We start from the raw sequence: 12,962 nt of genomic DNA, 5'->3' as shown, positions 1-12,962 counted from the left end.
AACGGTGATTATTCTTATACAGGTTTATTAATCAAGGCATCCTGCCTCTTTTAGCCAGTTTTCATCAATTATGCCTTCTCTTAATTCCTTTTCTAAAATACTCTTATCACGCATGGATACATCTCCGTATCCACCGGCACCGGCAGTAATCATTTCGATAACATCATTTTCCTTAAGTTGTATATTTCTTGGTTTTGGATTATCAAGAATAGTTTCGTTATCTCTGTATATTTTTATTGAGGCATTACCCCCGCTTTTTCCGCCTGCCAGTCCCCATGGTCGAATTTTACTTCGTTCTGTTGATGCGCTGACGAGCATGGTATCGGAACTATCGGAAGTAATTTTTATCGTTCTTATTATACCAAGACCTCCACGATATTTCCCTGCGCCACAACTATTTTCAGATAAAGCATATTTTTCAACCATAAGAGGATATTCCATTTCCAGTGCTTCTACAGGAAGATTTGAAGTGTTTGTCATATGCACATGAACAGCATCAAGTCCATCTTTGTTAAACCGTGCTCCGCTGCCTCCGCCAATTGTTTCCACATATACATATGGCTGTTCTGTTCTCTTATCATATCCTGAAAAAGAAAAGTAACTCATTGCGCCATTTCCTGCAGCAGTTACCATTTCGGGATTTATTTTAGAAAACGCGCCAAAAATTACATCTGCTATTCGTTGTGTAGTGGACTCACGGTCAGAAGTTGGGGCAGGTTCACTCGCACATACTATACTTCCCTCTTTTGCAACTACATTAATACTGTCAAAAAACCCTGAATTTGCAGGAATTGTGTGATCGAGTATAGCCATTAAAGAATAATAAACAGTCGCCTTAAGCGCACATTCAACGCAGTTATGCGGGCCTTTGTTCTGAGGCGAAGAACCTGTAAAATCAAATGTAATGTTATCGCCCTTAACAATAAGTTTAAGTTTAATTAAAACACTTTCGCCGCCTATACCGTCATCATCCATATAGTCTTCGAAAAGATATTCGCCGTCAGGCAAATCCTCAATTGCCTTACGAGCCTTTTTTTCGCCATATTCAAGCCATTTTTTACAAAATGCTTCATATGTATCAAAACCAATTTTATCAATCAGTTCCGCAAATTTTTCGGCACCGAATTGATTGGTTATAATCTGAGCATTCAAGTCCCCTTTACGCTCATATTTCATCTGAAAATTAAGCATAATAAGTTCTAAAACATCACTGACAATTTCACCTTTATTATATAGTTTGACAAGAGGAATTCTAAGACCCTCGTCATAAATTGTAGTTCCTTTTCTGCTCCTGTCGGCGTGATGTCCGGTGTTAACCATAAATGCTGCAAGTTTCCCTTTATAGAAAACAGGTTTTACTAAAACAATATCAGGTAAATGAGAACCTCCCCCTGTATAAGGGTCATTAGCTATAAAAACATCTCCGTCATATATTTCTTCCGGCTTATATTTTTTTAAAAGCACGTCAATCGCGCCCGATAATGAACTAAAATGCAAGGGAATATGCTGCGCAAGAGAAAGAAGTTTGCCCTCAGGACTGAAAACAGCCACCGATAGATCTTTTCGTTCTTTGATGTTTGTGCTGTAACCCGTTTTTGCAAGTATAACACCCATCTGCTCTGCTATAGAAGTAACAGCATTTGAAATTATTTCTAAAGTAACAGGATTTATCTTCTTCATTCTATCCGCCCCCTTTTACCCGCGCTCAATAATCATATTGAGATATTTGTCAACAGTTGCCTTTTGATTTGGAAACACTATGGTAGTACTGTCCATCTGTTCAATTATAGCAGGACCGTATATGATATTTCCATTATGTAATTTTTCTCTGTCATATAAGGTATAATCGCAGGCTTCTCCATTGTCACCATATACTTTTCTTGTGCCTATAATGGCTGACTTAGGATCTTCTCCCATATAATCATCTTCTTTGATAACAGGATAAACTATATCACCGGTTGCAGATAATCCAAAATTAACAATCTGAACGGTATCATCGGTACTAAAAGAATACAAACGTTCATAAGCCGATTTAAAAGTTTTTATCAGTTTTTCAGCGCATGAAAGTTCATTTTCATTTACTGATACACGAATTTCATAATTCTGACCTTTATATCGCATATCAAGAAAATAACTTTTCTTTCGAAGATGTTCGCTGATGTTTTCTTCTTCAAACCAGACGTCCGCTTCTTCTTTTAGTTTTTCCATTTGCTCTATCAGGATTTTTTCGCAATTTTCAGACAAATTCATTACACATGTCTGCACAAAATCGCGGCGCATATTCTCTGTTAACAATCCATAAGCAGCAAGAAGACCAGGTGTTTTAGGAATGAGTGCTTTTTTTATTGACATTTCTTCGATTAGTTCTGCTGCATGCAGCGGACCTGAACCACCAAATGCCGCAAGACATAGTTCAGAAGGATTATAACCTTTTGAAACAGTAACGTTTTTAATTTCTTTTACTATATTTGAATTACTTATCTGAATAATACCTCTTGCTGTTTCAGTTAATCCCATTCCGATAATATCAGCAATTTTCTGCACTGCCTTTTTAGACAGCTGCGCATCTATTGGCAATCTTCCGCCTAATAAAGTTTTATTGTTAAGATGTCCCAATACAACTCTGGCATCAGTAATTGTCGGATTTTCTCCACCTTGCCCATAACAAGCAGGTCCAGGACTTGAGCCTGCGCTCTGAGGTCCGACCTTCAGTACGCCACCGTTATCTACCCATGCAATACTTCCTCCGCCTGCACCTATGGTAGAAATATCAATAGATGGAATTCGCACAGGATAACCGCTTATTGCCTTTTCATCTGAAGATTCAAATTTTCCGTCAATTACAAGACTGATATCTGTACTTGTTCCTCCTATATCAACTGTAATAAGATTGTCCTCTCCTATCAGTTCTGTTATATAACGCGTTCCAACAACACCTGCTGCCGGACCGGATAATGCGGTTTTAACAGGATATTTAACAGATTCATCAATGGACATAAGTCCACCGTTTGAGTGATTTATATATATTTTGTGAATATCTGATTTTTCTAGTGTCTTTTTCAGATTATTCATATATTTTTTAACTTCAGGACCTACAAATGAATTTATAACAGTACCACAAAGACGCTCATATTCTCTGAACTGTTTGGATAAATCCCCTGAAGAAGTCAGAAAAGCTTGTGGAAAATGTTTTTTAATAACCTTATTTATTTTATTTTCATTCTTAGGATTTATGTATGAGTTAAGAAGCATAATTGCAATGGCTTCTACCCCTTTGTCACGAATTTCTTTTACTATATTTTCGATTTCTTCCTCATCAATTTCAGTTATAACTTCACCTTTATAATCTATGCGTTCATTTACTTCATATCTTAAATCACGGCTTACGAGTACAGGTGCCTTATCTGTTTGCAAATTGTATAAATCCGGTCTTCTCTGACGCCCAATTTCGAGCAAATCTCTGAACCCTTTTGTTGTAATAAGAGCGGTTTTAGCACCTCTGGCTTCCAGAATTGCATTTGTTGCAACAGTTGTTCCATGAATAAAGCGACTTACATCACTACCGCAAAATCCATATTCATCTGCTATAGCATTAATACCTTCAACAACTGCCGCTGACTGATCAAAAAGAGATGATGGCAATTTATAAACCATTAGTTTGCCAGTTGCTTCATCGATAGCACATATATCGGTATTTGTTCCCCCGACATCAACTCCGATTCTTATTTTTCGTTCGTTCATAAATAACCTCCGCATAAATATAGTCATAATATATTAATTATACTATTGACTTTTCATAAAAACAAATATATAATTATATATATATTTATAACTTTTTATTTATATATTATGGAGGTTATATGGATTTATTACAACTTCAATATTTTCTGAAACTTGCAAAATATCAGCACGTATCCCGCACCGCAGACATACTTCACATTTCCCAACCTGCTTTGAGTGCAACCATAAAAAAACTTGAGAAGGATCTTGGTGCAGAATTATTTTTACGAAACGGGAGAAACATAGTCCTTTCCCCTTACGGCAAAATATTCAAAGGATATGTTGAAGATGCATTTTTGTCACTTGAGAACGGCAGACGGGAAATTGCCAGAATTAAAAAAAATGATAACCTGGCTTTAAATCTTGGAGTACTAAGCCCATATATGTGGAACGAACTTATTGAATGTTTTCAAAATGCTCATCCTGAGATTAAAGTTCATATAAGCTCTATTGAAGAAAATAATTACTATGAAAGTATTGTATCGGGAGAAATAGACTTTTATCTTGGAAGCATAAATCAGATAGAAAAAAACTATATGTCAAAAATTGAATATATAACTTTATATGAAGATGATATGGTTATTCTTATGAATAAATCTCATCATTTTGCAAACAAGAAACAAATATCACTTTCAGAATGTAAAAATGAAGACTTTATAAATCTTAACTCAAATACCAGTCTTCAGCAATTTATCGACTATTTGTGGAAAAAGGCAGGTATTATACCAAAAACTATTATGACTTGTGACTATACATTACGTGATTTAATGGTATCAAAAAAATACGGCATCAGCATTACTACAATGCGTGCCGCAAAAGAATGTAATTTATCAAATGTAACTTTTTCTAAAATCAAACACCCTGCAGAAAAAAGAAAACTCGGACTTGTATGGTATCACAGTAACAAAGCGTTCACCTCTGCTATGCAAAAATTTTATAATGTTGCAACAAAAATGTATAACCCTAAAAGAGATGATTTAATTTAAGAATAACTCTAAACAAATTTTTTTGATAAAATCTTTATATGATTTTGTAAAGTCCGTGACAAAATTTTTTTTGATATGCAGACTAAATGAAACAATCAGGCAGACTTCAGTATTATTCTACTTGAATTCTTTTGCAGATACATAGTTTGCATAAAACTCCTCATAAGTTATATCTTCTTCGTATATAATCTTTGCCACTTCTGTGCCAACAAAGCGATAATGCCATGGCTCATAGGAGTATCCTGTAATCCATTCTTTCCCTTTTGGATACCTCATAATAAAACCATACTCGTGTGCGTGTTTTTGCAACCATTTAAATTCAGCCGAATATTCAAACACAGTTCTTGTGGAATTTATATCAACAGCTAAACCTGTCTGGTGTTCCGAAAACCCGGGTCTTGCCGAATAATTGTCGGCATACACTGTTCCTACTGTTTTTAATTTGTTATTGTATAGACCTCTTTGATAGTTTTCTGTTCTGTATGCTGAAACAACCTTCATCGAAAGGCCTTCTTTTCGTGCAGCATCTGACATTAGGACATAATATTCGTAAGCCACACCCGCAAGTAAATACTGTTTTCCATCATTTACAGTATATTTCCTATCCATATTTACAAGATTATACTGTGTAAAATCTGCAGGTAATTTATTATACTTATTCACCAAAACCAAAAGTTCATACGGTTGTTCAATCGTGATTACATTTTCATAAAAAGGATAATCCAAGCCCAGATTTACTCTGATAATGACATCATGTATATTGTAAGCAGACATTTTGGCATGATAATCTATGTATCTTTGAAATTTTTCCGGATGAAAATTACTGAGCCAGGACAGATCCAATACATCCTTAACCACTTTGTGATATTCGCTGTCAAACAGGTGCTTTTGAATGTTCAGATGTTGATTATCATACGAAATTCCATCAGGCACAAGAGCAACCGAGAGCATATCTATGGGAATGTATGTTTCATTATTATTCAAAACAGAAGAAATTTCAAATGTTTTTTGTTCTTTGTTAACAATGATACTATTTTCTCCGGCTATATGACGTATCATATCCCCGTCACGCGTCAAAGCCAGAATCTGACCGTCGCGATTTCTGTAAAATACAGTTGCTCCCATTTTTTCAAAAACTTTCCTCATTGGAACATAGTGTGTGTCGTTATAAATAACAGAAGTACAATCTGTAGATTCTCCGTTAAACTCAATTAAAAATCCGCTCCCGGCATTCATAGCCTGAGTAGATACATTGACAAAGTTCCAAGAAGCAATATACATCAAACATACCAAAATAGCCGACAACCATTTTTTCATAAATACTCTCCTTTTTTCGTTTCCAAATGAGAAATAAAACATAAAGTTTCTTTATATGAAAACTCAAATTTCTATATTATTTTGTCGATATGAAAACTAAAGTTTGCTTGCATACGAATTCTCGTTTAAGGGTTCGTTGAGGACGCTATACCTTAGCCACAACCAACAGCATACGAACCCGCTTTAAGATATAAAATTTTCCTTACTCATCGTTGTCGGGCTTGAAATATTTTAATATTCCTTCACCCTTTCGCCTTGATTAAGAAAAATTTTATAACTTAAAGTCCATGATTTGTCTATAATATTTTTTGATGAAAAATGTTTTAAAAAATGCAGACAATATGCGATATTGTCAAGGCTTTTTAGAACATTTGGCACTAAAAATATATAGAGAAACGAGTTCGGATACTGTTGATTATGGCTAGACACTCGGGAGTCGAACACCTTATGGTTTAAAATTAGAAATTTCGCTTTATACTGCACAAATTCCTGCGAATATACGAAAGTATTATCCTTAAAATTTATTTGTCTAAAACAAAATTTCTTATTATGTATTAACATAACAAGGTTATCCGAAAAACTCAAACTTTTAGTTTGTTAGTTTTTCGTGATGTTCTTAATTTTAAACTCTTCGACCTTAAATGCAGGGAAATTTTTAAGATTTTCAATGCGAAGGACGATGTCAGGCCGTCGCCTTACGAGGACGCCAAGTTGAAAAGATTAAAATTTAACAAATTTTAGGCATAAGGGGTTTTGGCTCCCGAGTGCCTACAGTAAAACTCGATATGCTATTAACTCTCGTTGCCACAAGGTGACATATCGAGTACGTCAGCACATATCGAGTCTAAAATACATATCGAGAATTCATAAGAATTCATACCTATGCAATTGAGTATCAACTGCGTTACTTCCCATTAGGGATAACTGTTCCGACAATTTCGGAAATACTTTCAAGATTATTTTTCTTTACGTATTCTTCTAACCCTGAAACAATATTAAGCGGTGCAAACGGATCAATAAAGTTTGCAGTACCGACAGAAACAATATCAGCCCCTGCCATCATAAACTCAACTGCATCCTCCCAATTAGAAATACCACCCATACCGATAATAGGTAGTTTGCAAGCATTTCTTACCTGCCATACCATTCTTACTGCAACAGGTTTTATACAAGGCCCTGAAAGCCCACCCATATTATTATAAAGTACAGGGCGTCTTGTATTAATATCTATTTTCATACCAAGAAGAGTATTTATTAAAGACAAGGCATCTGCACCACCTGATTCAGCAGATTTTGCAATTTCTGTGATATCGGTAACATTAGGTGTAAGTTTTACAATAAGAGGTTTTTTGCAGTGCTTTTTAACTTCTGACGTAATTTCTTCTACCATTTTAGGATCTGTTCCAAAATTAAGACCGCCTTTTTTAACATTCGGGCAGGATATATTCATTTCTATCATATCGATAGATGAATCGGACAGAATTTCTACCATCTCACAGTATTCTTCAATTGTATTTCCTGAAATATTGGCAATAAGGTTAGTATCAAACTTTCTTATAAACGGAAGCATATTCTTACAAAAAGTTTCAACACCCGGATTCTGAAGACCGACACTGTTCAGTATCCCCATAGGTGTTTCAGCAATTCTTTTAGGAGGATTTCCCTGACGTGCTTTAAGTGTCAAACCTTTTAAGCATATTCCGCCTAACTTTGAAACATCATAATATCTGTTATATTCAGTTCCGAAACCAAATGTTCCCGAACTTGTTATTACAGGGTTTTTAAATTCCACACCGCAAATCGAAGTTTTTAAAATACTCATTATAATATCACCTCATCTGCATTAAATACGGGCCCGTGACTGCATACATGCGCATAAGTATAGCCTTCTTCAAGTTCACTGTCTTTAACAGGTGTTGCACAGCAAAGGCAGGCACCTATCCCACATCCCATTCTTTCTTCTAAAGATACTTCCAAAAATATATTATTTTCTTCAGCTATTTCTTTTACTGCTTTAAGCATAGGCATCGGTCCGCAGGCAAATATTGCATCTACCTCTTTTTCTTTTATCACTTCTTTTAAAACATCTGTAACAAGACCTTTTCTTACGTAACTGCCATCATCAGTAGTAATATAAACATTTTTGCAAACTTTCTTAAAATCTTCTTCAAGTGTAACAAAATCCTTGTTTCTGAAGCCTAAAATTGCATCTGCACCTGTTTTCTTAGCAGTTTCAAGAAGTGGGTATATACCAATACCTCCACCAATTACAACAGGGTTTTTATACTCTTTATCTACTGAAAATCCATTTCCCAATGGACCTAAAATATTAAGTTTGTCGCCTACTTTAAATTTTGATAAGGCTAAAGTTCCTTTACCTCTTATCTGGAAAATAAATCTTAAAGTATTGTTTTTTATTTCCGAGATACTTATAGGTCTTCTTAAAAAAACCGAATTATCGCACTTTAAGTGAATAAACTGCCCTGCTTTTGCTTTTCCAAGTTTGTTATCAGCATCAATGATAAATTCAAAAATATCTTTTGCAATTTCTTTTTTACCAAGTATTTCGGCATTTATAACTTCGCTTATAGCCATAAAAATCGACTCCTATATTGTTGTTATATCAATAATTGACGTTTCGTTTTTCTTTAAGTTCTTATCAAGAAGAATTTTACCTACTGCTTTTGCAGTATCCAAAGATGTGAAACATGGAATACCATGTTCAACTGCAAGTCTTCTTATTTTAAAACCGTCAGTTTCTTCTTTTCTTCCTCTTGTAGGTGTATTGATAATAATATCAAAACCATTTTTACCCATAATATCTATAACATTGTTTTCGCCGTCTGCAATTTTCTTTACAACACTTGCAGCTATAAAGTGATTATTAAGAACATTCGCTGTTCCGCTTGTTGCGTAAATGTCATAGCCTAACATATCATATAAAGACGCTATATCAATTATTTCCTGTTTATCATTATCTTTTACAGATATAAACAGTTTGCCCTTATCTTTAACTTTTATTCCCGATGCAACAACACCTTTATAAAGTGCTTCGTCAAAGGTTTTAGCAATACCTAAAACTTCGCCTGTTGATTTCATTTCAGGGCCGAGTGTCGCATCAACACCGTGAAGTTTTTCAAAAGAGAATACAGGCACTTTCACGCAGGAATATTCGCTTTCTTTATATATACCTGTTCCATACCCTAAATCTTTTAGAGGTGTTCCTAAAATTACTTTTGTTGCAAGGTCAACCATTGGAACAGTTGTAACTTTACTTATATAAGGAACGGTTCTTGAAGAACGAGGATTTACTTCGATAATATATACTTCATCATCATAGATAACAAACTGAATATTAACCAAGCCTTTTACATTAAGTGCCATCGCAAGTGCCTTTGTGTAGTTATATATAACCTCTTTAAGACGCGGCGATATAGATTTTGCAGGGTAAACCGAAATACTGTCCCCTGAGTGAACACCTGCTCTTTCAACGTGTTCCATAATACCCGGAATTAAAATATCCACTCCATCGCATATTGCATCTACTTCAACTTCTTTACCGAGTAAGTACTTATCAATAAGTATCGGATGTTCTTTAAGTTCAGACTGAGATGTAATAATTTTCATAAATTCTTTTATATCGTTATCACAGTATGCAATTTCCATACCCTGACCGCCAAGAACGTAAGAAGGACGTACTAAAACAGGATAGCCAAGTTCATTTGCAACTTTAATGGCTTCTTCTTCTGTAAATACTGTATCGCCTTTTGGACGTTTGATATTTAATTTTTCTAATATCTCATCAAACTTTTCCCTGTCTTCCGCAGCATCGATATCTTCTAATTTTGTTCCCAATATTTCAACGCCAAGTTCAGTAAGTGCTTTGGTAAGTTTAATAGCAGTCTGACCACCGAACTGAACAATTGCTCCGTCAGGCTTTTCTGTATTTACAAGATGTTTCATATCTTCTTTTGTTAAAGGTTCAAAATATAGTTTATCGGCAGTATCAAAGTCAGTACTTACAGTTTCAGGGTTATTGTTTGCAATAATTGTTTCGTAGCCTTCTTCCTTTAATGCCCATACGCAATGAACTGAACAATAGTCAAATTCTATACCCTGACCTATTCTTATAGGTCCTGAACCAAGCACAAGAATTTTCTTCTTATCAGTTCTTACACTTTCGGTTTCGTCATCGTAAGTAGAATAAAAGTAAGGTGTTTCTGCTTCAAATTCACCCGCACATGTATCAACTATTTTATATACTGCATCTTTTGAAAATTCAACTTTTTCACCTGAAATTTTTTCTATTATTTCATCTAAAAAGCCCATTTTCTTTGCTTCGATATATGTTTCTTCTGATAAATCTTCTTTGATTTTTTCTTCCATATCAATGATATTTTTAAATTTCTTTAAGAAGAATAAATCCATTTTTATTTTTTCAGAAATTTCGTCTATAGTAACTATATGTCTTCTTAAACCTTCACAGATTGCAAAAATTCTTTCATAATCCATTGTAAAAATCTTTGCTCTTATTTCTTCATCGGAAAGTTCGTCAAATGCTTCAAGCCATAAATGCTTTGTACCTATCTCTAAAGACCTTACTGCCTTTAAAAGTGCACTTTCAAGGTTATTTGATATAGACATTACTTCCCCTGTTGCTTTCATTTGTGTGCCAAGTGCTTTTTTAGCATTAACAAATTTATCAAACGGGAAACGAGGAAATTTTATAACGCAGTAGTCAACAGTTGGTTCAAAACATGCATAAGTTTTCTTGGTAACTGCATTAACAATTTCATCCAAAGTATATCCTATCGCAATTTTTGATGTTACCTTTGCAATAGGGAAGCCTGTTGCTTTAGACGCCAAAGCAGAAGAACGGCTTACTCTCGGGTTAACCTCAATTACCGCATATTCAAAACTTTCAGGGTTAAGAGCAAACTGAACATTACATCCACCTTCAATTTTTAAGGCAGATATAATATTTAATGCAGCAGAGCGAAGCATCTGATATTCTTTGTTTGCCAAAGTTAAAGCAGGTGCCACAACAACACTGTCCCCTGTATGAACACCAACAGGGTCAATATTTTCCATACTGCATATAGTAATCGCATTATCTTTTGCATCTCTTAATACTTCAAACTCTATTTCCTTCCAGCCGGATATACATTTTTCAATTAATACCTGAGTAACACGGCTAAGTCTTAAACCATTTATTGTTATTTCCCTTAATTCTTCTTCAGTGTATGCAATACCACCACCTGTGCCACCCAATGTATAAGCAGGTCTTACTATTACAGGAAGACCTATTTCCGCAGCAAAATCAAGTGCATCCTCCAAAGTATTTACAACCTTAGATGCAATACATGGTTGATTTATGCTTTCCATAGTATCTTTAAACGCCTGTCTGTCTTCAGCTTTTTTAATAGAATCAACATTTGTTCCTAATAGTTCAATATTGTGCTTACTAAAAAATCCTTCTTCTGCAAGTTCCATTGCAAGATTAAGACCAGTCTGCCCTCCAAGTGCAGGAAGAACGCTGTCAGGCTTTTCTTTTAGGATAATTCTTTTTACTGTTTCAACATTTAAAGGTTCTATATATACATGGTCTGCTATATTGGAATCAGTCATAATTGTTGCAGGGTTTGAATTGATTAAAACAACTTCTAATCCTTCTTCTTTTAAAGAACGGCAGGCTTGTGTTCCCGCATAGTCAAACTCTGCTGCCTGACCTATAATAATGGGACCTGAACCGATAACCAAAACTTTTTTAATATTCTCTTTTCTAGGCATTTTCGTATCCTCCCATTAATTTTACAAAATTGTCATATAAGTAAGAAGTGTCTTTATTTACTTCACTGCTTTCAGGATGGAATTGAACTGAAAACGCAGGATAGTTTTTATATATGATTCCTTCAACCGTATCATCATTTATATTTATGTGAGAAACTATCATTTCACTCTCAACACATTCTTCTACAACATATCCATGATTTTGCGTTGTAATATGAGTTCTTCCTGTATCCAAATCTTTAACAGGCTGACTTGATCCTCTGTGTCCGTATTTTAATTTACCTGTTTTAGCACCAAGTGACAAAGCCATTATCTGATGCCCAAGTTCAATACCAAACATTGGGATTTTTTTATCAAAAAGTTTTTTAACTTCGCACAAAGTATCTTTCAAATCATTCGGATTTCCAGGTCCGTCAGACAGTATAACTCCGTCAACACCTAAATTTTCTATTTGGGAAGAAGTATAATTATACGGAACAATTTTAATATTTAAGTTTCTTCTTTTTAAACTTTCTATAATACTGTCAGTTACACCAAAATCGTATACTGCAACGGTTTTAGAGGAACTGTCAATATTTATTTCATTAACTTCTTTTGATGAAACTTCAGATACAACATCTTTAATCTCATATTTTCTTATTTCTTCAAGTTCTTTTTTGATATCGAAACTACCGTATTCGCCTACAATAATTTTCCCGTTCATTGTTCCGTTATCTCTTAAATGCTTTGTAAGTGCTCTTGTATCAATGTCATAAAGAGCTACTATATCATTAGTTTCAAGATAATCGTTAAATGTTCCTTCACACCTGAAGTTATTAGGAAAATCGCAAATATCTCTTGCGATAATACCATCTAAATATGCACCATTTCTTGACACATCTTCTTTATTTACTCCGTAATTTCCAATCAAAGGAAAAGTAAGAAGAACAATCTGCCCTTTATATGCAGGGGTAGTAACAATTTCCTGATATCCTACCATAGATGTGCAAAATACAACTTCTCCAAGCGCATTTTTAACTTTTCCTTTTACCTTACCCTTAAATTCTCTGCCATCGGCAAGTAATAGTGTTGCTTTCATTTTTTTACCTC

General features: G+C 34.6%; 8 protein-coding genes. 1 reads left to right on the top strand and 7 read right to left on the bottom strand.

Annotation, left to right across the window (positions count from 1 at the left end):
• Positions 1-27: 27 nt before the first annotated feature.
• A complete protein-coding gene (locus tag E7419_00265) occupies positions 28-1,680 on the bottom strand; it encodes a hydantoinase B/oxoprolinase family protein (protein MBE7013623.1) in 1,653 nt (550 codons plus the stop codon).
• A 15-nt stretch (positions 1,681-1,695) separates the two neighbouring features.
• Positions 1,696-3,768 carry a hydantoinase/oxoprolinase family protein gene (locus E7419_00260; GenBank protein ID MBE7013622.1) on the bottom strand — a complete coding sequence of 691 codons (2,073 nt, stop codon included), beginning with the start codon at positions 3,766-3,768 and terminating at the stop codon, positions 1,696-1,698.
• A gap of 92 nt (positions 3,769-3,860) precedes the next feature.
• Here E7419_00260 and E7419_00255 point away from each other — a divergent pair, with 92 nt between their 5' ends.
• On the top strand, positions 3,861-4,766 hold the full coding sequence (locus tag E7419_00255) for a LysR family transcriptional regulator (protein ID MBE7013621.1): 906 nt from the start codon (positions 3,861-3,863) through the stop codon (positions 4,764-4,766).
• A 117-nt stretch (positions 4,767-4,883) separates the two neighbouring features.
• Here the strand turns inward: E7419_00255 and E7419_00250 are convergent, their stop codons facing one another.
• From E7419_00250 to carA, 5 genes are all read right to left on the bottom strand, one after another.
• On the bottom strand, positions 4,884-6,125 hold the full coding sequence (locus E7419_00250; GenBank protein ID MBE7013620.1) for a hypothetical protein: 1,242 nt from the start codon (positions 6,123-6,125) through the stop codon (positions 4,884-4,886).
• A gap of 862 nt (positions 6,126-6,987) precedes the next feature.
• Positions 6,988-7,905: a dihydroorotate dehydrogenase gene (locus E7419_00245; protein ID MBE7013619.1), complete on the bottom strand. Its 918-nt coding sequence runs from the start codon at positions 7,903-7,905 to the stop codon at positions 6,988-6,990.
• Positions 7,905-8,678, bottom strand: a complete 774-nt coding sequence (locus E7419_00240) for a dihydroorotate dehydrogenase electron transfer subunit (GenBank protein MBE7013618.1) — start codon at positions 8,676-8,678, stop codon at positions 7,905-7,907. Before E7419_00240 ends, E7419_00245 begins: the two co-directional genes overlap by 1 nt.
• A 12-nt stretch (positions 8,679-8,690) precedes the next feature.
• Positions 8,691-11,873, bottom strand: a complete 3,183-nt coding sequence (carB, locus tag E7419_00235) for a carbamoyl-phosphate synthase large subunit (GenBank protein MBE7013617.1) — start codon at positions 11,871-11,873, stop codon at positions 8,691-8,693.
• Positions 11,866-12,951: a glutamine-hydrolyzing carbamoyl-phosphate synthase small subunit gene (gene carA, locus E7419_00230; protein ID MBE7013616.1), complete on the bottom strand. Its 1,086-nt coding sequence runs from the start codon at positions 12,949-12,951 to the stop codon at positions 11,866-11,868. The genes carB and carA overlap by 8 nt, the downstream gene beginning before the upstream one ends.
• Between the last annotated feature and the right edge of the window lie 11 nt (positions 12,952-12,962).

Source organism: Oscillospiraceae bacterium, from assembly GCA_015068525.1.
Taxonomy (GTDB): Bacteria; Bacillota; Clostridia; order UMGS1840; family HGM11507; genus SIG450.
The sequence above is the reverse complement of the archived record's forward strand: the minus strand, read 5'-3'. Positions and strand labels throughout refer to the sequence as shown.